This is a genomic window from Pedobacter duraquae, assembly GCF_004362245.1.
GTDB classification, from domain to species: Bacteria; Bacteroidota; Bacteroidia; order Sphingobacteriales; family Sphingobacteriaceae; genus Pedobacter; species Pedobacter duraquae.
The window spans coordinates 1-21881 of the sequence record NZ_SNWM01000007.1; the positions used below are offsets into that span (position 1 = coordinate 1).

A 21881-nucleotide genomic window follows, 5' to 3' on the forward strand; every position below is an offset into this window, starting at 1 on the left:
ATCTGGGGATCAGGATCACCGATGCGTGAGTTCCTTTTTGCTGATGATCTTGCTGATGCCTGCTATTTCCTGATGGACAGCTACAATGAGCCTACACTGATTAACATTGGTACTGGTGTAGATTTAACGATCAAAGACCTGGCTTTGTTGATCAAGAAGACTGTAGGTTACGAAGGTAACCTGGTATTTGACAGCACAAAACCTGATGGAACACCAAGAAAGCTGATGGATGTAACCAAACTGCATGACCTGGGCTGGAAACATCAGATTAACCTTGAGCAAGGCATCAAACTTGCTTACGAAGACTTCATCGAAAAGCATACATAATATTTCCCTTATAGCTAAAGTTGATTACATTTGTTTGTAAAATCAACTTTAGCTATGACGCTTGTTCAACTAGAATATGTTGTTGCCGTAGACACTTACAGAAGTTTTGTAGGTGCTGCAGAGAAATGTTTTGTTACTCAACCCACCTTGAGTATGCAAATTCAGAAACTTGAAGAAATGCTGAACGTCAAACTTTTTGACCGTAGCAAACAACCTGTAGTACCCACTGAAATCGGATCTCAGATCATAGAACAGGCACGAATTATCTTGCAGGAAAGTCAAAAAATCAAAGAAATAATTGACAGTCAGCAGCAAGAAATTGTAGGTGAGATTCGCATCGGCATTATTCCCACGGTTGCGCCCTATCTCCTCCCGCAGGTTATCGCAGCTATGATGGATAAATACCCTGACTTGAATTTAAAGATTTGGGAATATACTACTGAGGATATAATTCATCATCTAAAAACAGGCATCCTGGATTGCGGCATTCTAGCTACGCCCTTGGGTGATCCTGCGATGTCTGAGATCCCACTGTACTACGAAAATTTTGTAACGTACATCAGCAAAAATAGCCGTCTGTTTAAAAAGAAAGCGATCGACGCTGATGATCTGGAAGATGAAAATATTTGGTTATTAAATGAGGGACACTGCATGCGTTCCCAGGTTCTTAATATTTGTCGGTCTACAAAGGATAACAGGATTCAGGGTCTCACTTACAATACGGGTAGCGTGGAGACACTAATCAGAATGGTTGACCGCAATGACGGCGCTACCTTATTGCCGGAATTGGCTTTAGCGGAACTCAGTGTCAAACAACTCACTAAAGTTCGTTCGTTTAAATCACCTGAGCCAGTGAGAGAGATCAGTCTTGTAACTCATAAGAACTTTATAAAGAAACGCATGCTTAACGCTTTGAAAGAACAAATTCTTGCTGTGATCCCTAAGGCAATGAAGCAACGTAAAAAGAAAGACGTAATCGGAATTTAACATATGGAAGAAATCAGTTGGAGCGAGTTTGAACGCGTAGAATTAAGGGCAGGAACGATAATAGAGGTCTTTGATTTCCCTGAAGCCAGGAAACCCGCCTATAAGATCAAAGTCGACTTCGGAGAGTTTGGTATAAGAACAAGCTCAGCGCAAATCACAGTCCACTACAGCAAAGCGGAGTTACTGGGCCGTCAGGTTGTCGGTGTAATCAACTTCCCTAAAAAACAAATCGGAAAGTTCATGTCTGAATTTTTGGTTACGGGCTTCGCCGACGAGCAAGGTGCAATTGTACTTACAATGATTGAACGCAAAGTTCCCAACGGGAGTAAACTGGTTTAACATAACTGTATCTTTGCATTATGAGTTTTTATGATTTTTCTGAAACACCAGACCTGGAAGTTGCCGATGTGCACTTTATGAAGCTGGCGCTGCAGGAAGCTGAGCATGCTTTTGCAGCACAAGAAATCCCAATTGGAGCAATTGTGGTTTGCAAGGGCCGAATTGTTGGCCGGGGGTACAATCTGACTGAGCAGTTAAACGATGTAACTGCGCACGCAGAGATGCAGGCTTTTACTGCGGCTAGTCAAACATTGGGAGGAAAGTACCTCAAAGATTGTACGCTGTATGTCACGATTGAACCCTGTGTAATGTGTGCCGGCGCCAGCTACTGGACACAAATTGGACGTATTGTTTATGGGGCTTCGGAGCCTAAAAGAGGTTTTACCAGCAAGGGCGACACGTTATTACATCCAAAAACTATCGTGAAAGGCGGTGTTCTTGACGAGGAAGCGGCCAAATTGATGCGCCGTTTCTTTGCCGATAAGCGTGATTAAAGCCCAAAAAATGTGAACAATCTTTCCCTTTGAATGTTATATTTGTCTACAAATTATTTAAACCTTAAATCATAATAGTATGGCTTTTGAATTACCTGCGTTACATTACGCAACAGATGCACTGGAACCGCATATCGATAAAATGACCATGGAAATTCACCATGATAAGCATCACCAGGCTTACGTAACTAATTTAAATAAAGCACTGGAAGGAAAACCAGAAGCTTCTCAAAGCATAGAAGAAATCATCAAACACATTGAAAAATTCCCTGCTGCAGTACGCAACAATGGCGGTGGACACTATAACCACTCTTTATTCTGGGAAGTTATCGGCCCAAACAAAGGTGGTGAGCCTACTGGCGCATTAGCTGAGGCTATTAAAGCTGCTTTTGGCTCTTTTGCCGATTTCAAAACTAAATTTGCTGAAGCTGGGGCTACACGTTTTGGTTCTGGATGGGCTTGGTTAATTGTTACAGCTGACAAGAAACTTGCTGTGAGCTCTACACCAAATCAAGATAATCCTTTAATGAGTGTTGCTGAAGTAAAGGGCACACCAGTGTTGGGTATGGACGTATGGGAACATGCTTATTACTTAAAATATCAAAACAGACGTCCTGACTATATCGCTGCATTCTGGAATGTAGTGAACTGGGATGCTGTTGCAGAACGTTTCAAAAAAGCTACAGCTTAATTAAGCTTTAGAATACTTTACAAACACCATTGTCCTTTGAGGGTTTCATATTAAATATGGCCACGAAAAGACAATGGTGTTTTGCTTTTAGTAACTTTGCCAAATGGTTGAGATCATACTTAAAAAAGGCAAAGAAAAAGCAGTTCATCAGAAACACCCCTGGGTATTTTCCGGTGCGATAGATAAAGTTAAAGGCGATCCTGCAAATGGAGATGTTATCAGGCTTCTTGCTGCTGATAAAACTTTCCTGGCATATGGATATTATAATGCACAATCCAGAGTAGCTGTTCGTTTGTTGGAATGGGATGAACAACGAATTATTAACAGGGACTGGTATGCAGAAAAACTGCATAAAGCTATCTCTTCAAGAGGCCACGTCCTTAGGGATTCTGAAACCGATACCTGCCGCCTCGTGTTTAGCGAAGCCGATTATCTACCTGGCCTGATTGTAGACCGATATGCTGATTTCCTCTCTTTACAAATTTTAAGTTCAGGCATAGAAAATGTCAAGGATGATATCATTGACATACTCCGTTCAGCCTTAAATCCAAAAGGAATTTTCGATAAAAGTGATGCTACTGCTCGGGATCACGAAAATCTGGAAGCTAAACAAGGTTTACTATGGGGAGAACTCCCTCCAGAGTTTATCGCTGTAAAAGAAAATGGCATTAATTATCACATTAACATTGTTAACGGACAGAAGTCTGGATTTTATTGCGATCAACGCGACAACCGTCAAATTCTTGCTGAATATACAAAAGACAAAAAAGTATTAGATTGCTTCTGTTATAGCGGCGGTTTTTCATTGAACAGCCTAAGACACGGTGCAAGTCATGTAACAAGCGTAGACAGCTCCGCATTAGCGCTGGAGACACTTCAGCATAACATTCAACTCAATGGATTTGACATACAACAAAATACCAGCGTTCAGGCGGATGTAAACAAACAACTGCGTAAATTTAAAGACGAAGGTCATCTTTTTGATGTCGTTGTTCTTGACCCACCAAAATATGCCCCTTCTCGTTCAGCACTGGATCGTGCTGCGAGGGCCTACAAGGATCTAAATAGACTAGGTATGGCGTTACTGCCTCCGGGTGGCCTTTTAGCTACATTTTCTTGTTCCGGTGCAGTAGACATAGAAACATTCAAGCAAATCATCGCGTGGGCCGCACTTGATGCCGGAAGGGAAGTACAGATCGTAAAACAGTTTACTCAACCGGAAGATCACCCCGTTAGAATTTCCTTCCCTGAAGGAGAGTACTTAAAAGGCCTGCTATTACGTGTGTTATAGCTCTTCTTTTTCGTAAGCTCCGGTGATGGCGTAATAGCCGAATATCACCAGGCCTGCACTTATCGGAATAAATATGAACAGGATAATTCCCCATTGCAGCGCAGTGTTGGTTTGTGCAATGCCTGGTTCTGCTAATCTGGTCTTTTCAATAGCCTGTATAAACAGGAAAACGACAGCTGCTGGACCAAGAAGGATCCAGCACAATCCCAGTGCTTTTTTTAACTTGTTCATTTCAATTACGTGTTTGATTCTGTGATTTCGCCATGGTCTGGCTTCTGATTAGATAAGTAGATGGCGCCGATGACAAAACTCAATGCCGCAATCCCGATCGGATACCAGAGCCCCGTAAGCGGCGTTGACCCAGGGAAACTTGCAATAAGCGTTGCAACAAAAGGCACCAGTCCGCCAAAGACTCCGTTTCCTACATGATAGGGTAACGACATAGACGTGTACCTGATTTTTGTTGGAAATAACTCTACTAAAAATGCTGCAATTGGCCCATACACCATGGTAACCAACAAGATTTGAAAAAAGACCAAGCCAACAAACTTCCAGAATGTTGTTGTAGAAAGCTTCTTGTCTTTCATAAGTTCAGTGGAATCAAGCACCTTTCCGTTAGCAGTTTTAGTCAAAGATTTTATGCTCGTAAAAGAAGCACCATTAACCAAAACAACTGTACTTTTTTGTGTAATAAGACTGTCTCCCGCCTGCACTTCCTTAGCAATCACGGGTACGGAGACTGATTTGACATCTTGTTGGGTGATCTGACTAAAATCAGTATCATCAAGAAATATCTGATAAATAGGTCTGTAAAAGATAATGCCTAAAAGCATTCCCGAAAGCATGATCCATTTTCGACCAACCTTGTCACTCCAGGATCCAAAAATCACAAAGAATGGTGTGGCGAATACTATTCCCCAAAGCAAGATATATCTGGAATCATTAAAATCAAGTTTACACGTGTTTTCCAGGAACGATTGCGCATAAAATTGCCCCGTGTACCAGATTACCCCCTGTCCCATCGTTGCTCCAAACAGCGCAAGCAATACCATTTTAAAATTAGCTTTCTTGCTAAAGCTTTCTTTGAGTGGATTCTTTGAAACCTTCCCTTCGGCTTTTAGCTTTGTGAACATCGGTGATTCATGCATCTTCATACGAATATAGATAGACACCCCCACTAACAGAATCGATAGCAAAAAAGGAATTCGCCAACCCCAGGCAGCAAAATCAGAAGCACCAATTAAATTCTTTGTTAGCACGATAACACCGAGCGACAGGAAAAGGCCTCCCGTTGCTGTAGTCTGGATCCAACTGGTGAAATAACCCCTACGGTTCACTGGGGCATGTTCTGCGACATATGTAGCAGCACCTCCATATTCTCCTCCTAAAGCCAATCCCTGAACCAGCCTTAACAGCAATACCAACAAGGGAGCAGCATAGCCGATACTAGAGTAAGAAGGGATAAGTCCGATCAGGAATGTAGACCCTCCCATCAGCACAAGTGTAAGTAGAAAAGTATATTTCCGTCCAATAAGGTCGCCTAAACGTCCGAACACCAGCGCGCCGAATGGCCTGACGATAAAGCCGGCAGCAAAAATCGCCAGTGTATTGATCAGCGCAGATGCACCCGCATCTGCAGGAAATAGTTGTGCGCCAATGATAGTAGCAAGACTACCAAAAATATAAAAATCATACCATTCAATCAGTGTGCCAAGAGAGGAGGCACCGATCACTTTGAAAATATTGTTCTTTCCAGATTCCGGGTTCATAAGAGGTTAAATATTTGGCTTTTATAAAGCTACAATATAACCTCAATGATTCACATTTTTTAAAATATTGTAATTTTTATTCCTCTTCCCTAAAGAAAACTTTGTAATAGTTCATCGCTTTACCATCGTCGTATCCCTTTTCAATAAGTTCCTTATCACCATGGATATAGATATGGAAGTTCTTATCAAGCTTAAGTACGCTTTTAAACACCCGTGCCTGCTTTTTCACCGCCGCACTGGAGATATCGAATGTGTCAGCTATCGTAGCGTCAAACTCTTCTTCGTAGCTCTTTTTATAATTTTTAAATGATGCAATCCCTTCTTCGTTAGCGATTACCTCATTAGCAAACTCATCAATATCAAAGCTTTCCTTTTCTTTGAAATACTTCATTGACTTATTAAGTAAGTCAATTTTGTCTGCTTTAGAGATATCAAAATCCTCATCCAACTTCTCAGTCACAAAGTTCTTATACACACCCAGAATATTGTTTGTCTGATTAAAGTTATCATTCCTAACCTTAAGCTTCAGGAAATCATCCTTCCAGTACACTGCCTCTGCACTTCTATTTGTTTGATCAATGACCGCCACCTTATATCCTTCCGCTGCATCAGTGTTAAAGATCAGACATCCTTTATCCAACTTACTGATATTAATTGCTTCTTCCTCATAGCTCATGTTGAATCCAGCCTGTTCAGGATATACTTTGAGGTATGTTTCTTTAGTCTCTGACTTAAAAATACCAATGGCGTCATGGAGATCGCCCTCGATCTGAACATTCTCAAAATAGGCAACATACAGTTCACCCGCCTTAATTTTAGGATGATTTGAAAGATCATAGAGGTATTTAGCCAGTTGCTGACTATTCTCATGAAAGTGTTCACCATTCTCAAAAACATCATGCACAAAATGATAAACCTCATTGAGATTCAAATCCTCATTAGGATGCATAAACCGATAGATCTCGGTCGTTTTCTGATATGGACTCAGAAAATAACTGATTAGGATATTTTTTAAGGACTCGTCCTGGATATTTAAAGACTGTTCTGAAAGGACATAAAATTCATCCTGCGCTTTATTACCCACCCTGTGGATGGAAAGTTCAGCCAAGGTGGCTTCAAAAAAAGAAATCATGGACAAAAGTACTAAACCTTATTCTTTTCCGGGGACTCTCTTAACTTTATCGGCTTTTTTCCCTTGTTTTTCATTTTTAAGTTGAGCAACTCTACAAGGACAGAGAAAGCCATAGCAAAATAGATATAGCCTTTAGGAATATGTTGATCCAATCCCTCTGCAAGCAGCGAAACGCCAATAAGTAATAAAAATGATAGGGCAAGCATTTTAACCGTTGGGTGTTTGTTAACAAATCCACTAATGGCCCCGGCAGAGATCATCATAATAATCACCGCAATAACAACTGCTGCGATCATAATCTCAACATGATCCGCCATACCCACAGCGGTAATTACAGAATCCAGGGAGAAAACAATATCCAACAGTAAGATCTGTATCAGGACACCACTAAATGTATAAACTTTAACATTACCGGCTTCTTCTTCTTCCCCTTCCAGCTTCAAATGGATTTCATGCGTACTTTTGTAAATCAGGAACAAGCCACCCACAATCAGGATCAAATCTCTTCCCGAGATGGCTAGCTTTTCAAGCCACTCTTTATTATCCAGTTTAATTAATTCGCCTAGATTAAACAGAGTGGCTGTTAATGTCATAACCCAACTTAACGAAAGCAGCAGCAAAATCCTGGTAATCATAGCTAACCCTAAGCCCCACTGGCGCCCACTTTTCTGTTTTTCTTCTGGCAGTTTAGAAGACAAGATCGAAATGAAAATAATATTATCAATCCCCAAGACGATCTCTAATAAGGTTAGCGTAATTAATGAGATCCAGGTTTCGGGTTGTGATAAGATTTCCATAGTGATATACTCGCTAATATAAAAAAGCTTGCTGAATTACTCAACAAGCTTTAACATATATTGTTCTGAAAGGTTATTTAAAGGTAACAGATCCATACTCCGCTTTAATCCTAACCACATTTGTCCCACCACTACCAATCTTGCCAACATAATTTTTTTCCCTGGAACTCCTGTCTTCATCATCACCTGTCAGCTTCGCCGAAACTCCCGCGCCAAATCTAAAACTGGCATAAGAAGTTTGAACATCTACATTTGCATTATACCGCTCTGCGAAGTTGAACGACATCGATACGTATTCACAATCCGCGGTAAGTCTTTTAACACCCTCCCCAACTGTCCCAATAATTAGGTTGTTGTACTGCATATTGAAGCTTGCATCTCCATTTAGTTGACCAATATTGACTCCTGTATATTGCGCATCGACTTTAATACTGCCCACACTGGTAATATCAAGACTTCCATATTGCTGATTAACAATTGCACCGTTTCTCTTAACCGAACCAATCTTCACTTTGATGTACTGAGCATCCAAATTAAGGCTTCCAACACTACCAATGGTCAATCCCTGGCCGTATTGCTGTTCAATAACTGCTTCCCCTGTTATACTTGTGATATCTACTTTTGTATACTGTGCATTCAAATTCAGTGTTCCTATCGTTCCCAATACTACACCTGCTCCGTATTGGTGTTTAATCGTTGCCTTAGTCGCCTCGGCAACATTCATCTTTCCATACTGCACAGAAAGATAATTGTTACTGCTGCTCAACTTTCCGACAATCAGATTTCCGTATTGAACTTTAGCTGAAAGCGCAGCATCGAAATCTCCCATTGTTACATTCCCGTACTGTTGAGACACCGTTAATGCATTTGTTGCCGGCATGTAAATAACATAGTCAACTTTAACCTCCTGTCTCGACTTCCGCCCATTTCTTATAAAGTTACCCCAACGCGAATTTTCTTCATCTATCCGCGTTTTGAATGTAACTAAGTCACCTGCTTTACCAGCTTCAATCACCACCTGATCAAGCAACTTTTTAGCATCACTACTGCTAAATGCCCTGATTGACACCTCAGCCTTTACCTCTCTTTTATCCCAGGTTTTTATGGTGATCGACCCAAACTGATTACTTACGCTTATTTTGTCTGATTGATCAATAGCGAATGCTCTGCTAAATGTTTTCGATACGTCGCCTTCTTCAGGCTGAGTAACCGAAGCAGTTATCTGTCCATCTGCGCTTGCCATGGCATTCGCAGGCGCATTTGTATTCAGGGCATATTGAGGCGCATTCGTATTAAGCTGTTGCGCTCCGGCACATAAGCCGCAGCCTAGCAGAAGTATGATGATTAACTGCTTCATATTTGATTATCTTTTTTAAATTGTTGAACTTGATTAATAATAGTAAGCTGCTGCGAGATCAGTTGCAGTTGTAATTCTAAATTTTTTACCATTGCCTTTACCACAAGTTTCTGGTTAGGGCTATTCGGTAACTCCCGTTTCAAAGATTTATAGTCACCATCCAGCTTTTCAAGATCTGTAGAAAACTTCTGATAGAGTTCAGGGTTGTCCTTTGCAAACACCTCAAGGCTATCTCTTTTCTCTTCTATCAGACTGGCGAAACGCATCTCTTTCTTTGCATAAGCCGGGTTAACCTCTGCGATAATACCATTCGTTGACCTGGCTTTAGTCGTGTAGAAAAACATAATACTACAGATCAGCAGCAACGAAGCCGCAATACCAATCCATACCTGCAACTTAACGGGTTGTGTTATTTTTTTTTTATTTAACTCGGCATCGATTTTTGCCCATAATGCCGCTCCCGGCTCCGCTGTATCAAAAGCTTTCTTGTTAGTTTTGATGTACTCTTCAATTTTGTTACTCATCCTGTGCTCCTTTCTTTTCCAGTAAACGGTGTAATTTTTGTTTGGCCCGCATGTATTGGGATCTTGAAGTATTCTCCGAAATTTTTAAGATATGGGCGATCTCTTCATGGTCATATCCTTCAAATAAATATAACGTAAGCACAATCCTGTACCCGTCGGCCAGCTTCGCTATTGCTGCTTTTACGGCCTCAATCTTCAGTTCCAGATCTTCTTCATCTCCCTTTTGCTCGTCAGCAACATCAACATCATCAATAGAAACAAATTCCGCCTTCCTTTTGCGCAGATAGTTTATCGATTTATTTATTACGATCTGCTTTAACCACAATCCGAAGGTCGTGTCTCCCCTGAAATCTTTAACCCTGCCAAAGGCATCCAAAAAAGCCTCCTGTAAAACATCTTCGGCCTCTGCCTCATGGTTTACAATTCGGAGTGCAATATTGAACATTGCTTTTGAGTACAATTTGTAAATCTCAAATTGTGCACTACGGCTGCCCTTTCTGCATTCGTTGACCAGGTCAATGTTTTTGTCTATGTATACAGCTTCCAATGTTTTTGTAATTCGATATAAAGGACAGGCAAAATTCCCAAACGTTGCATCAATATGAAAAAAAAATATGATATCACGCTGTAAATTAGATTAGGGCAGAAATATGTGGCTCAAAATGAATATTTTTGCGCCCTAATACTTTTTACCATGCTAAGAACAACTACATGCGGAGCACTTACCATTGCCAACTTAGGCGAAAGTGTAATCCTGTGCGGATGGGTACAAAAATCAAGAGACCTTGGAGGAATGACCTTTATTGATATACGTGACCGATATGGAATCACCCAGCTCGTATTTAATATGGACGACAACAAGGAATTATGTGAATCGGCGAGAAGCCTCGGTCGCGAATTCGTGATCAAAGCATCTGGACTTGTTGTAGAACGTTCAAATAAGAATTTGAAAATGCCAACCGGAGAGGTCGAGATAAAGATCACCGCGCTTGAAATATTAAATGCAGCCAAGCTGCCTCCTTTTTTAATTGATGACGAAACAGATGGCGGAGATGATTTAAGGATGAAATACCGTTATCTGGATCTCCGCAGAAACCCGATCAGGAATAATATGATTCTGCGTCACAGGATGGCTCAAAGTGTACGTCGTTATCTTGATGGTCTCGACTTCATCGAAGTAGAAACACCGGTGCTGATCAAATCTACTCCAGAGGGCGCACGAGATTTTGTTGTTCCAAGTAGAATGAATGCTGGGGAATTTTATGCGCTTCCACAATCTCCTCAAACCTTTAAGCAATTATTAATGGTTTCTGGTTTTGACCGTTATTTTCAGATCGTGAAGTGTTTCAGAGATGAAGATTTACGTGCCGACAGACAGCCAGAATTCACGCAGATTGACTGCGAAATGTCTTTTATTGAGCAGGAAGATATCTTAAACACATTTGAAGGGTTGATTCGTCTGTTATTTAAAGACTTAAAGGGCATAGACCTTCCAGAAGTACCAAGAATGCAATACGCTGATGCTATGCGACTATACGGATCAGATAAGCCTGATACCCGTTTCGACATGGCTTTTGTAGACTTAACAAATCTTGTAAAAGGACATCAGTTCCCGGTGTTTGAGCAGGCAGAGCTCGTCATTGGCATTAACGCAAAGGGATCTGCACATTATACCAGGAAACAGATTGATGAGCTTACAGAGTTTATTAAACGCCCGCAAATCGGTGCAACTGGCCTTATCTATTACAGACATAATGAAGATGGTACTATTAAATCATCTGTGGACAAGTTTTATGATGAAACTCAATTAAAGGTATGGGCTGAGTTGATGCAGTCTGAGCCTGGTGACTTGGTGCTCATTATGGCTGGCGGAACCGATAAAGTCCGTAAACAACTCAGTGAGTTAAGGCTGGAGATGGGAACGCGTTTAGGCTTAAGAGACAAGAATAAATTTAGCGCCTTATGGGTACTTGATTTTCCGTTATTGGAATGGGATGAAGAGAGCGAGCGCTACCACGCCATGCACCATCCCTTTACATCCCCTAAACCTGAAGATATTGCGCTATTGGATACCAATCCGGGCGATGTACGGGCTAATGCCTATGATATGGTAGTGAATGGTACAGAAATTGGCGGCGGCTCTATTCGTATCCATGACCGTACATTACAAGCGCTGATGTTCAAACACCTTGGCTTCAGTGCTGAAGAAGCTCAAAAGCAATTTGGATTTCTGATGGATGCCTTTGAATTTGGAGCACCTCCACATGGTGGAATTGCATTTGGTTTTGACCGCTTATGTTCTATATTTGCTGGTCTGGATAGCATCCGTGATGTAATTGCCTTTCCGAAAAATAATTCAGGCAGAGATGTGATGATCGATAGTCCATCTACAATAGATGAAAAGCAACTCAAGGAGTTGCAGATTAAAACAGATCTGAGATAACACAAAAAAGGAGCAAATTTAATTTGCTCCTTTTTTTATTTAATACGTTTCGCTGTCTGGTGGAATACCATAATCTACATAACCAACCGGTTTTACTTTTTTCTTTTTATCGCCGCCGAACCACGATTTCACAGAATTGAATATTGCTGACAAATGCTCTGCATCAAGCGTTTTTCCAACTTTGCTTGTAGCCAGCCCGACAAGTGTCTTGGTAATAAAACCAGATCCCCTGAATAGTGTACTGTTCATCAACACTGGAAGCACCAGAGACATCACTTTACTGCTGATGTTCAGTTTATCGTCCACTTTTAAAAGAGAAGAAGGAGTAGCATATTTTTTGATCAGTGCTCCTAACGTAAATTGCTTCACATAAAGCTTTGAATCTTCGACGATCAATTTACCCTGGCTGTTATATACGGCCTTTAGTTCAGCGATCCTGCCTTGCAGCTCCTCCAGATTCTGAATGTTATATCTTTTCCTCATCACCTTCCTCCTTATCAGCTAATTTGTTGAAATATTTTCTAATGGCGAAGTTGATAATAGCCTTCTCAATAAATCTATCTTTTGTCAGGTAAACAATAATTGCCAGAGCAATGTAGATCAGCGATACGCAACCGAAGCCTTTCGTGTAACTATGGAACAAGTCAGAAAGAAACAAAGCAAGTGTAAACGTGCCAAATAAGAACGCAAGTACAAAGCAGATGATTACAGCAGCGTTAGTAACCAGATCGGCGAAGATCTTGGATACTTTCTCTACCAGATACAATCGGGTATATTCGACCCGGGTATCGAGATAAGACTTAGCTTCTGAAATAATATCTTCCAGATGTTTTTCTTTATTTTCCTGCATCATAGTAAAATTAAATAAACACTGGTTAAGCGTGTTCAGTATCGTCAACAAATTCGTCTTCTGCATCCCTTAAACGGGTCTTAACAGAACTTACAACTTTATCTTTAAGATTAGTTAAGTTATCAATTTCGTCTGCAGCTCTTTCTTTGATTGAATCACCCAGATCTTTTAAAGACTGACTTAATCTGTCGCGGGTTTCACTACCTTTTTCAGGCGCAAACAGCAATCCTAACGCAGCTCCTGCCGCCAATCCAGCCAAAAGGCCTACTAATACTTTTGAATTATCATTCATAACACTTAGATTTTTTGCAATTGTTTATTCATTATCATAACTCTCCCTCTTCTGGAATTGTTTTAATTCTTTCCAATCTGTCTGATGCCATAGCGCTTGTTTCATATATCCGGACCAATAAAATAAAATATGAGAGCAATAATGGACCAAATACCAGCCCCAAGATTCCAAAGAGAGGAATCCCTATAACTACGCCGATTACCGTAATAATAGGGTGAATATCGCCAACCTTTTTGGCTATCATAAATCTTAGGACATTGTCGATGTTTAAAATAACTACAAAACCAAAGATGATCATCGCCCAGCCAGCAAAATTATGTCCGTTGGCGATCTGCAGCAATGCTGCCGGAACAAAAATAATAGGCGGACCTAAAACCGGAATAAAGCAGATGAAGGTGGTGATTACGCCCCAGAAAAATGGATCATTATATCCTAGCACAAAAAAAGATAAACTGACCATAGAACCCTGCACTACGCATATTAGGCCTTGACCAACTACGTTGGCGAAAGTAGTGTTCTTCATTTCTTCGGCAAAGCGCAACGCATTCTGCTCCCTGAATGGAGCGTATTTTAACATCGCCGATTCAAACGTTTCGTGTTCAATCAACATGAAATACAGCATGAAATACATGAGGATTAAACCAAAAACTATATCAAACGCACCCGAAATTATAGAAGGAAATAACTCCGTTGCCCAAGTACCTGCTTTTCGCAAACCGTCTTCGAGGAGACTCTGAATATTGCTCCCTACAGGAATCAAATGCTTGAGCTTAAAAAACATATTCTTGTAGTAAATCTGATCATTCTGCAACTCCGTAATCTTACTGATTACCATGCTGCTTAACCCATAAAACGGGAGGATGATGAGAACAATCGAAGTTAGCAGAAGAAGAATTACGGCAAGCCGTTTGTTCCACCGCCTGTCTATTACCAGATATAGAAATGCTGGCCGAAGTATCGTATACAAAACCAGTGTACTCAGAATTGCACTAAAGATTCCAAGCAACGACCAGGCAATCAAGCATCCCAGGGCAACAATAATGACCAGTATTATATTATTACGCTGCTTATACGAAAGAAGAGACATGAAAAAATATTAGGTGTCCAGATTTATTGCTTTCATCTTATTGTATAATGTCTTTCTATCTATATTCAAAATCTTTGCTGCCTTCGTTTTATTGAAGTTTACCTCTCTCAACACATTCAATATCGCCTCATATTCGGCCTCAAGCGCAGCATTCTTCAAATCCCGGGGTTTTTCTACAGTTCTTTGCATAGAACTTTCCATAACGGCGCTCTTTGCGTAAGTAGAAATTTCCAGTGGAAGCGCCTTGAGCTGAATTTCCTGTGTTTCGGTGAGCAACGTTGCCCGCCTAACCACGTTCTTTAGCTCCCGTACATTCCCCGGCCAGTTATAAGTAAGAAAACAATCTTCAACTTCTGATGAAAAACTCAGAACGTTTTTATTGACCTCTTTGTTTGCCAGTTCAAGAAATGTCTGAGCAAATATCATAATATCTTTTCCGCGTTGGCTCAAAGGCGGTAAGCTGATAGAAAATTCGTTAAATCGATGATATAAATCCTCTCTGAATTTTCCCTTTTGAATTGCATTTCCCAGGTTTTCATTAGTAGCTACAATAATCCGGACATCAAGCTCAATCTCTTTTGTACTGCCGATTCGTTTAATTTTTCGCTCTTGCACAGTCCTTAAAAGTGCCGCCTGAATATCATATGAAAGATTACCTACCTCATCAAGAAATAAAGTGCCGCCGTTAGCCATTTCAAAATGACCAATTTTGGTATATAAGGCCCCTGTGAAAGATCCTTTCTCATGTCCAAAAAATTCACTTCCCGCGAGTTCCTTTGTAAGAGAACCACAGTCCATCGCAATAAAAGGATTGTCCTTGCGCGGACTGTTTTCATGAATAGCCTTGGCGACCGATTCTTTACCTGTTCCGCTTTCGCCAGTTAAAATAACACTGTAGGTGGTTGGAGCTACCAGCTGAATCTGTTTAAGGAGCTCTTTAGACGCACTACTTTGTCCCGCCACAAAATTCGCATCCTGCAAATACGTTGCTTTCGCAGCTTTCCCTTTTTGCAATTCCTGCGCGGAACGCTCATTGGTATCCGCATTTAGCGCCTGCTGCGTATCGATTGCTTTATTAATAGTGTTCAATATTTCATCAGGATACAAAGGCTTTGTAATATAATCGTAAGCGCCAAGCTTGATCAGTTCCACCGCCAACTTGATATCTGAATAACCAGTAATGATAATTACACCAGTAGCAGGATGACTTTCTTTAATCTTAATTAACAGCTCCCGTCCGTCTGTATCTTCCAGTCGGTAATCGCAAAGCACCAAGTCATAGCTACTCTTACCCAGGTACTCTAATGCCGACAGGCCATTAATAGCAGTATCAACGGTGAATCCGTTTCTGGTCAAAAACTTAGAAAGCAACAATCCTATATTGACTTCATCGTCAATGATTAATATTTTTCTCATACGCAAAGGGGATGCATTATTTTTAATGAGATAAATATATAAAAAAAACGTCAGTGGGCAATATTTTCTACAGTTTTAATGAACTTCGAAATTTATTACTGTCACTATTTTCCAGTAAATACTGCTTTTCTCTTTTGCAAAAATGCGGCAACACCTTCTTTGAAGTCAGCGGTATCAAAACACTTACCAAATTCGTTGATCTCAAGTTCCAGTCCACTAGCCTGATCATGATGTACGGCATTTGTTGCTTTGATTGCGCTAGCTATTGCCAAAGGCGCACGTTGTTTTATTTTCGTTAAAATTTCTTCAGCTTTCGTGAGCAGATCACCAGCAGGAACAGCGTGATTCGCCAGTCCAATCTCAACTGCACGCTCGGCAGTGATCATATCTGCCGTAGCAATCATTTCGAAGGCCCTACCTTTACCAACTAACTGAGTAAGCCTTTGCGTACCCCCATAACCTGGAATTAGTCCCAATGTTACTTCAGGCAAACCTAATTTTGCAAAGCTTGAAACAACCCGTATATGACAGGCCATAGCAAGTTCAAGTCCGCCACCCAACGCGAAACCATTAACAGCGGCGAGAAACGGCTTTGATGAATTTTCTATCGCGTTAAACACCTTTTCTTGCCCCTCTCGTGCTAGCGCCTCGCCTTCCGAAGATCCAAAAGAAGAAAATTCAGAGATATCTGCTCCGGCAACGAAGGCTTTCTCTCCGGCTCCTGTTAATAAGACCGCGAGGATTTCCGGCGTATTGTTTGCAATAGCTATTGCATCAGCTAACTCAGCTAATGTTGCTTTGTTCAGTGCATTAAGTTTTTCTGGCCTGTTGATAGTCAGGTATAAAATGTTTTCTTTTATTACCGACAAAATGTTCTGATAATCCATACTTAAAAGTTTCTATTTTCTATAACCCAGTCCTGTATGTAAGTGATGATGCTTTGCATACTTGTTCCAGGAGCAAATAATTCGCCAACGCCAATTTCTTTCAATTTTAACATATCTACTTCGGGAATGATACCTCCACCGGTAAGCAATACGTCTGTCACGTGCTTTTCCTTCATAATTGTTATTATTTTAGGAAAAACTGTCATATGGGCACCTGATAAGATGGAGATTCCAATTGCATCTACATCCTCCTGCAATGCAGTGTTGACTACCATTTCAGGAGTTTGCCGGAGTCCTGTATAAATCACCTCCATCCCGGCATCCCTCAGCGAGGTTGCAATCACTTTGGCTCCGCGGTCGTGACCGTCTAGCCCAACTTTGGCGACTAAAACCCTGATGGGTCTGTTCAACGTTTTACTCATAAATTATAAGAATAGTCAATGGTAAATGTAACTAAATTAGCGGTTTTTCATTAACTTTGAGGTAAATTAACAGTTTTTATGAGTGAGGAAAGATCATTGAACTTCATTGAGGAGATCATTGAAAACGATTTAAAAAGCGGAAAATACAAAACCTTAATTACGCGTTTCCCCCCGGAGCCTAATGGTTATTTACACATTGGACATGCCAAAGCGATATGCCTGAATTTCGGACTAACAAAAAAGTATGGCGGATACACCAATCTGCGCTTTGATGATACGAATCCGGTAACGGAGAAAACAGAATATGTAGACAGTCAGCAAGCCGACATCAAGTGGCTTGGCTTCCAATGGGAGAACGAATTATACACATCCGATTATTTCGACACCCTGTACAACTACGCGGTAAAACTAGTTGAAAATGGTCTGGCTTATGTTGATGAAAGTTCGGCAGATGAAATTGCACGTCTTAAAGGCACGCCAACAGAGCCCGGAACGGATAGCCCTCACAGAAGTCGAAGCATAGCAGAAAACCTGGATATTTTTACGCGCATGAAAAATGGCGAATTTGCTGACGGCGCGTATACGCTACGTGCAAAAATCGATATGAGCAGCCCTAATATGCTTATGCGCGATCCGATCGTTTACCGGATTAAACACGCAGATCACCACCGCACAGGAAGCACCTGGTGTATTTATCCAATGTATGACTTTGCCCACGGACAAAGCGACAGTATTGAAGAAATAACACACTCCATTTGTACGCTTGAATACGTATCGCACAGAGAACTGTACGATTGGTTTATCGCACAACTAAATATTTTCCCGTCACACCAATACGAGTTTGCACGGCTCAATCTTACGTATACCGTAATGAGTAAACGCAAGCTTTTGCAACTGGTTAATGAAGGTCTTGTTAGCGGATGGAATGATCCACGCATGCCTACCATCAGTGGATTAAGAAGAAGAGGATACACGCCTGAAAGCATTCGCGAATTCTGCGAAAGAATTGGCATTGCTAAAAGGGAAAATCTGATCGAACTAAGCCTGCTTGAGTTTTGCGTAAGGGAAGACCTGAATAAGACTTCAACCCGTGTAATGGCCGTTTTAGACCCGATCAAAATGGTGATTACCAATTATCCTGAAGGACGATCGGAAGTATTAATCGGAGAAAATAATCCAGAAGCAGAAGATAAAGGTGGCAGTCGTGAAATCCCTTTCAGTAAAGAGCTTTGGATTGAACGCGAGGACTTCATGGAAGTTCCAGCAAAAAAATGGTTCAGACTCGCTCCTGGGGCAACAGTCCGCTTGAAACACGCCTACATCGTTAAATGTGAGGACTTTATTAAAGATGAAAGCGGCATAGTTACAGAGATCCATTGCACGTATTATCCAGAATCAAAAAGCGGCGAAGACACAAGCGGCATTAATGTTAAAGGCACCATCCACTGGGTAAGCAAAGCCCATGCTAAAGTTGCGGAAGTCCGTTTGTACGACAGGTTATTTACCTCAGAATCTCCCGATAGCGAGGAAGGTGATTTTAAAGATTACCTAAATCCAAACAGCATGGAGGTAATAAAGGAAGCATACATCGAGCCATACCTTGCAGATGCGACCCTCGATACCCGCTATCAATTTATAAGAAAGGGTTATTTTACCCTCGATACAGACTCAACTCCGGAGCACCTCGTATTTAACAGGACCGTTTCGCTGAAAGACGCCTGGTCAAAAGGCAATAAATAGATATAAAAAACCGGCTGATTAATGAGCCGGTTTTTTTATGCTATAGATATTTTGGATACAAATTATACAGGATCAGCTTGTCAGCTGCAGTGATTGTCGGCGTAATATCTGTCTGCACAAAATGCCTTTTAAAAGCTGTAACTGCCGCAGCCAGATTACTGGTATCATAACCAATTAACCTCAACGCAATCACGGGATCGAAAGTTGCAGGCGGCATTTTTAAGATTTGGTCATACCACAATCCGAATCCTTTTTCTGCCAGCACTTTCCACGGAAACCTGTTCGGATCAGGCTTTCTCTTAGGGGCTATATCAGCATGACCAATAAAGTTAGCCGTTGGAATATTATATTTCTTTTTAAGCGTCCCCAATAGCCCTAGCAGGCTTCTAATCTGAGCATCCGAATAAGGCTCATCGCCGTTATTATCTAATTCGATTCCAATGGAAGAAGAATTAAGGTCAGTATCATTACCCCATTTTGCTACGCCGGCGTGCTGTGCCCTTAAATAATCATTAACCATTTGGACAACCTTTCCGTTGCGGCTCACCACATAATGGGCGCTAACGGCAGTACGCGTTAATGTGAAAGTCTTAATCGTCTCATCCAGCGACCCTTGAGCAGTATGGTGTATAATTACAAAATTTGGTTTTCGAATACCAAAATTAACCGAACCTGTGAAGGATTGCAAATCGGTGCTTACAGAATCGATGTGCTGATTAACAGGAGGTATTGACTTTATCGTTTCTGCAAAGCCTTTGGCTTGATTTTTATAGACTTTATTTGTTGCAGCATATTTGCTTCCGGCACAGCCGAAAAGAAATAGCATAGGGACAATTAAACTCTTCGGATTGAATGGTTTTAATGAATAGAACATAGTGATTGATAATTATGGTGAAATTACTAATATTTACCCAAAAGCACTCAGCAAGACAAACTTTATGAGTCCGCTGCATTTTTTACTAATTTTGCCACAAATCAGAAATATATACCAATGACCGCTATTCGCAAATCTTCTCTCTTCCTTACTGGATGTATAATTGTTGCAGGCCTTGCCTCTTGCACCAATACCAACACTGATGGTGTGGTTACCACGGCCAAAACTGTGATCCTCCCAGACAGCATGCAACAATATGTAAACAGCAGGTTGAGGATTTACGAAACTGTACGTCTTACCACAAATCTGAACAACCTGACTAACAGCGAACGCAAAATTTTGCCGCTATTGGTTCAGGCCGCGCAGATTATGGATGAACTATATTGGAAACAAACTTACCCGCAAAGAGATAGCCTGCTCAATACTGTTAAAGACGAGCGGACAAAAAGTTTCATCAAAATAAATTATGGACCCTGGGACAGATTAAACGACAACAAAGCTTTTATTAGTGGAGTTGGTGCTAAACCTGATGGTGCTACATTTTATCCTGCGGGGATGACTAAAGCAGACCTGGAAAAATCGACATTAAAAGATAAATTTGGACAGTATTCTGTAGTAAAAAAAGACTCTACAGGTGCTCTTTATACAGTTCCCTACCATGTGCTTTTTGCTGTAGAATTACAAAAAGCATCAAATTTATTAAAGCAAGCAGCTTTACTTGCTGAAGACAGTGGATTGAAAAAATACCTTAACCTACGCGCAGATGCACTTGTAACAGACGATTTTACAGCCAGCGACTATGCGTGGCTTGACATGAAGAATAACGGACTGGACATTATTATCGGTCCGATTGAGAACTATGAGGATAAAGTTTTTAATGCCCGGGCAGCATATGAATCATATGTTCTGGTAAAAGATAAAGATTGGAGCAAAAGATTAGCAAAGTACGTTAAAATGCTACCAGATCTACAAAAAGGGCTCCCAGTTCCAGCAAAATACAAAAATGAAACACCAGGCTCAGACTCAGAGCTCAACGCATATGACGTGGTTTACTACGCAGGAGATTGCAATGCGGGCGCTAAGACGATTGCAGTAAACCTGCCGAACGACGAAGTCATCCAACAGAAAAAAGGGACTCGTCGCTCGCAACTAAAAAATGCCATGAAAGCTAAATTTGAGAAAATTCTGGTGCCTATTGCAAAAGAGTTAATAGATCAACAGCAAATTAGCTATGTGAAATTTGATGCCTTTTTCGCAAACGTGATGTTTCATGAAGTGGCACACGGATTAGGTATTAAAAAGACAGTGACAGGAAAAGGTTTTGTTAAGGACGCCCTTAAAGAGCAATATTCATGGCTGGAAGAAGGAAAAGCAGACATCCTGGGCCTCTATATGGTGACCGGCCTGCTTAAAAAAGGTGAATTAAACGGCGACATTAAGGAATACTACACAACGTTCATGGCTGGATTGTTGCGCTCTGTGCGTTTCGGTGCTGCTGATGCCCATGGTCAGGCGAACATGCAATGTTTTAACTATTTCGCCGATAAGCAAGCTTTCGTGAGAACGTCCAATGGAACTTACAAAGTGGATTTTGCGAAATTTGCGGACGCTATGAACGGCCTGAGCAACATGATCATTACGCTTCAAGGAAATGGCGATAGAATGGCTGTAGAAAAAGCAAGAAAAGAAAATGCAGTAATTTCTCCTGAATTAAAATCAGATCTTGAAAGGTTAAGCAAAAAAGGAATTCCTGTAGATATCGTGTTCGAACAAGGTGTAGACGTTCTTGGCGGATTATAGATACTTTTTGATAATCTCTTCCAATTCTGCTATATCAAACGGTTTAGATAAGTAACCGTCAGCTCCGGCCTGATCGGCTAGGGATTTAACGTCGTTGTTTGCCGAGAAATAAATTACAGGTATTTTATTCAATGTTTCGTGGGCCTTCAGTTCTCGTGTTGCATCAATTCCACCTACATCAGGAAGCCAGTTATCCATGAAAATGATATCCGGCATGTAAGCTGATACCTGGTCAACAATATCATTCGACGTAGAGGATGTTTTTATCTCATATCCGGCATCTTCTAAGATGATCGTACATAATTCCAGGATGTCTACATTGTCGTCAAATACGAATACTTTTTTTGCTTGATTCATGGTAA

25 protein-coding genes are annotated in these 21881 nt (G+C 41.0%); 9 read left to right on the top strand and 16 right to left on the bottom strand.

The features are described from left to right. The 6 genes from CLV32_RS21275 to CLV32_RS21300 all read left to right on the top strand — a co-directional run. Positions 1–327: NAD-dependent epimerase/dehydratase family protein (locus CLV32_RS21275; RefSeq protein WP_133558992.1), on the top strand; the 327-nt coding region annotated here is incomplete at its 5' end. Between the two features lie 54 nt (positions 328–381). Further along, the gene (locus CLV32_RS21280) at positions 382–1314 is read left to right on the top strand and encodes a hydrogen peroxide-inducible genes activator (protein ID WP_133558993.1); all 933 of its coding nucleotides are present in this window, start codon (positions 382–384) and stop codon (positions 1312–1314) included. A 3-nt stretch (positions 1315–1317) separates the two neighbouring features. Further along, positions 1318–1653: a tRNA-binding protein gene (locus tag CLV32_RS21285; protein WP_133558994.1), complete on the top strand. Its 336-nt coding sequence runs from the start codon at positions 1318–1320 to the stop codon at positions 1651–1653. Between the two features lie 20 nt (positions 1654–1673). Continuing rightward, positions 1674–2147, top strand: a complete 474-nt coding sequence (locus tag CLV32_RS21290) for a nucleoside deaminase (RefSeq protein ID WP_133558995.1) — start codon at positions 1674–1676, stop codon at positions 2145–2147. Positions 2148–2226: 79 nt separating this feature from the next. Further along, positions 2227–2838 (top strand): superoxide dismutase, encoded by a 612-nt coding sequence (locus CLV32_RS21295; protein ID WP_133558996.1) that lies wholly within the window; start codon positions 2227–2229, stop codon positions 2836–2838. Between the two features lie 103 nt (positions 2839–2941). Beyond that, positions 2942–4129, top strand: a complete 1188-nt coding sequence (locus CLV32_RS21300; RefSeq protein ID WP_133558997.1) for a class I SAM-dependent rRNA methyltransferase — start codon at positions 2942–2944, stop codon at positions 4127–4129. Here CLV32_RS21300 and CLV32_RS21305 read toward each other — a convergent pair. The 7 genes from CLV32_RS21305 to CLV32_RS21335 all read right to left on the bottom strand — a co-directional run bounded on the left by CLV32_RS21305 (position 4124) and on the right by CLV32_RS21335 (position 10255). Then, positions 4124–4360 (bottom strand): DUF6814 family protein, encoded by a 237-nt coding sequence (locus tag CLV32_RS21305; protein WP_133558998.1) that lies wholly within the window; start codon positions 4358–4360, stop codon positions 4124–4126. The two genes, CLV32_RS21300 and CLV32_RS21305, sit on opposite strands and share 6 nt — an antisense overlap. Positions 4361–4365: 5 nt before the next feature. After that, positions 4366–5898, bottom strand: coding sequence for an MFS transporter (locus CLV32_RS21310; protein WP_133558999.1), 1533 nt, complete (start codon positions 5896–5898; stop codon positions 4366–4368). 76 nt (positions 5899–5974) lie between these two features. Then, positions 5975–7030 carry a nucleoid-associated protein gene (locus tag CLV32_RS21315; protein ID WP_133559000.1) on the bottom strand — a complete coding sequence of 352 codons (1056 nt, stop codon included), beginning with the start codon at positions 7028–7030 and terminating at the stop codon, positions 5975–5977. An 11-nt stretch (positions 7031–7041) separates the two neighbouring features. Further along, complete coding sequence (locus CLV32_RS21320; protein WP_133559001.1) at positions 7042–7827, bottom strand: TerC family protein; 786 nt, start codon at positions 7825–7827, stop codon at positions 7042–7044. 73 nt (positions 7828–7900) lie between these two features. After that, positions 7901–9184: a hypothetical protein gene (locus CLV32_RS21325; protein WP_133559002.1), complete on the bottom strand. Its 1284-nt coding sequence runs from the start codon at positions 9182–9184 to the stop codon at positions 7901–7903. After that, positions 9181–9708 carry a hypothetical protein gene (locus CLV32_RS21330; protein ID WP_133559003.1) on the bottom strand — a complete coding sequence of 176 codons (528 nt, stop codon included), beginning with the start codon at positions 9706–9708 and terminating at the stop codon, positions 9181–9183. The genes CLV32_RS21325 and CLV32_RS21330 overlap by 4 nt, the downstream gene beginning before the upstream one ends. Further along, positions 9701–10255, bottom strand: a complete 555-nt coding sequence (locus CLV32_RS21335) for an RNA polymerase sigma factor (protein WP_133559004.1) — start codon at positions 10253–10255, stop codon at positions 9701–9703. Before CLV32_RS21335 ends, CLV32_RS21330 begins: the two co-directional genes overlap by 8 nt. 147 nt (positions 10256–10402) lie before the next feature. Here CLV32_RS21335 and aspS point away from each other — a divergent pair, with 147 nt between their 5' ends. Then, on the top strand, positions 10403–12151 hold the full coding sequence (aspS, locus tag CLV32_RS21340) for an aspartate--tRNA ligase (RefSeq protein WP_133559005.1): 1749 nt from the start codon (positions 10403–10405) through the stop codon (positions 12149–12151). Positions 12152–12190: 39 nt separating this feature from the next. On the opposite strand, the gene CLV32_RS21345 is transcribed toward aspS, so the two are convergent. From CLV32_RS21345 to CLV32_RS21375, 7 genes are all read right to left on the bottom strand, one after another. Continuing rightward, the gene (locus CLV32_RS21345) at positions 12191–12634 is read right to left on the bottom strand and encodes a hypothetical protein (RefSeq protein ID WP_133559006.1); all 444 of its coding nucleotides are present in this window, start codon (positions 12632–12634) and stop codon (positions 12191–12193) included. Further along, positions 12618–13004 carry a phage holin family protein gene (locus tag CLV32_RS21350; RefSeq protein WP_133559007.1) on the bottom strand — a complete coding sequence of 129 codons (387 nt, stop codon included), beginning with the start codon at positions 13002–13004 and terminating at the stop codon, positions 12618–12620. The genes CLV32_RS21345 and CLV32_RS21350 overlap by 17 nt, the downstream gene beginning before the upstream one ends. Positions 13005–13026: 22 nt before the next feature. Then, a complete protein-coding gene (locus CLV32_RS21355) occupies positions 13027–13293 on the bottom strand; it encodes a YtxH domain-containing protein (RefSeq protein WP_133559008.1) in 267 nt (88 codons plus the stop codon). Between the two features lie 34 nt (positions 13294–13327). Beyond that, positions 13328–14380, bottom strand: a complete 1053-nt coding sequence (locus tag CLV32_RS21360) for an AI-2E family transporter (RefSeq protein ID WP_133559009.1) — start codon at positions 14378–14380, stop codon at positions 13328–13330. 9 nt (positions 14381–14389) lie between these two features. Beyond that, positions 14390–15796 (bottom strand): sigma-54-dependent transcriptional regulator, encoded by a 1407-nt coding sequence (locus CLV32_RS21365; protein ID WP_133559010.1) that lies wholly within the window; start codon positions 15794–15796, stop codon positions 14390–14392. A 104-nt stretch (positions 15797–15900) separates the two neighbouring features. Continuing rightward, positions 15901–16683 carry an enoyl-CoA hydratase/isomerase family protein gene (locus CLV32_RS21370; RefSeq protein ID WP_133559011.1) on the bottom strand — a complete coding sequence of 261 codons (783 nt, stop codon included), beginning with the start codon at positions 16681–16683 and terminating at the stop codon, positions 15901–15903. Positions 16684–16685: 2 nt separating this feature from the next. Then, positions 16686–17105, bottom strand: a complete 420-nt coding sequence (locus tag CLV32_RS21375) for a cobalamin B12-binding domain-containing protein (protein ID WP_133559012.1) — start codon at positions 17103–17105, stop codon at positions 16686–16688. A gap of 78 nt (positions 17106–17183) precedes the next feature. Here CLV32_RS21375 and CLV32_RS21380 point away from each other — a divergent pair, with 78 nt between their 5' ends. Next, positions 17184–18845 (top strand): glutamine--tRNA ligase/YqeY domain fusion protein, encoded by a 1662-nt coding sequence (locus tag CLV32_RS21380; protein WP_133559013.1) that lies wholly within the window; start codon positions 17184–17186, stop codon positions 18843–18845. A 40-nt stretch (positions 18846–18885) separates the two neighbouring features. Here the strand turns inward: CLV32_RS21380 and CLV32_RS21385 are convergent, their stop codons facing one another. After that, positions 18886–19671: an N-acetylmuramoyl-L-alanine amidase gene (locus CLV32_RS21385; RefSeq protein ID WP_133559014.1), complete on the bottom strand. Its 786-nt coding sequence runs from the start codon at positions 19669–19671 to the stop codon at positions 18886–18888. A 165-nt stretch (positions 19672–19836) separates the two neighbouring features. Here CLV32_RS21385 and CLV32_RS21390 point away from each other — a divergent pair, with 165 nt between their 5' ends. Beyond that, the gene (locus tag CLV32_RS21390) at positions 19837–21519 is read left to right on the top strand and encodes a dipeptidyl-peptidase 3 family protein (protein WP_133559015.1); all 1683 of its coding nucleotides are present in this window, start codon (positions 19837–19839) and stop codon (positions 21517–21519) included. Here the strand turns inward: CLV32_RS21390 and CLV32_RS21395 are convergent. Beyond that, complete coding sequence (locus CLV32_RS21395; protein WP_133559016.1) at positions 21514–21876, bottom strand: response regulator; 363 nt, start codon at positions 21874–21876, stop codon at positions 21514–21516. The genes CLV32_RS21390 and CLV32_RS21395 overlap by 6 nt on opposite strands. Positions 21877–21881 lie beyond the last annotated feature (5 nt).

Coding starts and splice junctions, on each gene's coding strand:
- CLV32_RS21280 (WP_133558993.1), top strand. CDS start 382: ATGACGCTTGTTCAACTAGAATATGTTGTTGCCGTAGACACTTACAGA.
- CLV32_RS21285 (WP_133558994.1), top strand. CDS start 1,318: ATGGAAGAAATCAGTTGGAGCGAGTTTGAACGCGTAGAATTAAGGGCA.
- CLV32_RS21290 (WP_133558995.1), top strand. CDS start 1,674: ATGAGTTTTTATGATTTTTCTGAAACACCAGACCTGGAAGTTGCCGAT.
- CLV32_RS21295 (WP_133558996.1), top strand. CDS start 2,227: ATGGCTTTTGAATTACCTGCGTTACATTACGCAACAGATGCACTGGAA.
- CLV32_RS21300 (WP_133558997.1), top strand. CDS start 2,942: ATGGTTGAGATCATACTTAAAAAAGGCAAAGAAAAAGCAGTTCATCAG.
- CLV32_RS21305 (WP_133558998.1), bottom strand. CDS start 4,360: ATGAACAAGTTAAAAAAAGCACTGGGATTGTGCTGGATCCTTCTTGGT.
- CLV32_RS21310 (WP_133558999.1), bottom strand. CDS start 5,898: ATGAACCCGGAATCTGGAAAGAACAATATTTTCAAAGTGATCGGTGCC.
- CLV32_RS21315 (WP_133559000.1), bottom strand. CDS start 7,030: ATGATTTCTTTTTTTGAAGCCACCTTGGCTGAACTTTCCATCCACAGG.
- CLV32_RS21320 (WP_133559001.1), bottom strand. CDS start 7,827: ATGGAAATCTTATCACAACCCGAAACCTGGATCTCATTAATTACGCTA.
- CLV32_RS21325 (WP_133559002.1), bottom strand. CDS start 9,184: ATGAAGCAGTTAATCATCATACTTCTGCTAGGCTGCGGCTTATGTGCC.
- CLV32_RS21330 (WP_133559003.1), bottom strand. CDS start 9,708: ATGAGTAACAAAATTGAAGAGTACATCAAAACTAACAAGAAAGCTTTT.
- aspS (WP_133559005.1), top strand. CDS start 10,403: ATGCTAAGAACAACTACATGCGGAGCACTTACCATTGCCAACTTAGGC.
- CLV32_RS21345 (WP_133559006.1), bottom strand. CDS start 12,634: ATGAGGAAAAGATATAACATTCAGAATCTGGAGGAGCTGCAAGGCAGG.
- CLV32_RS21350 (WP_133559007.1), bottom strand. CDS start 13,004: ATGATGCAGGAAAATAAAGAAAAACATCTGGAAGATATTATTTCAGAA.
- CLV32_RS21355 (WP_133559008.1), bottom strand. CDS start 13,293: ATGAATGATAATTCAAAAGTATTAGTAGGCCTTTTGGCTGGATTGGCG.
- CLV32_RS21360 (WP_133559009.1), bottom strand. CDS start 14,380: ATGTCTCTTCTTTCGTATAAGCAGCGTAATAATATAATACTGGTCATT.
- CLV32_RS21365 (WP_133559010.1), bottom strand. CDS start 15,796: ATGAGAAAAATATTAATCATTGACGATGAAGTCAATATAGGATTGTTG.
- CLV32_RS21370 (WP_133559011.1), bottom strand. CDS start 16,683: ATGGATTATCAGAACATTTTGTCGGTAATAAAAGAAAACATTTTATAC.
- CLV32_RS21375 (WP_133559012.1), bottom strand. CDS start 17,105: ATGAGTAAAACGTTGAACAGACCCATCAGGGTTTTAGTCGCCAAAGTT.
- CLV32_RS21380 (WP_133559013.1), top strand. CDS start 17,184: ATGAGTGAGGAAAGATCATTGAACTTCATTGAGGAGATCATTGAAAAC.
- CLV32_RS21385 (WP_133559014.1), bottom strand. CDS start 19,671: ATGCTATTTCTTTTCGGCTGTGCCGGAAGCAAATATGCTGCAACAAAT.
- CLV32_RS21390 (WP_133559015.1), top strand. CDS start 19,837: ATGACCGCTATTCGCAAATCTTCTCTCTTCCTTACTGGATGTATAATT.
- CLV32_RS21395 (WP_133559016.1), bottom strand. CDS start 21,876: ATGAATCAAGCAAAAAAAGTATTCGTATTTGACGACAATGTAGACATC.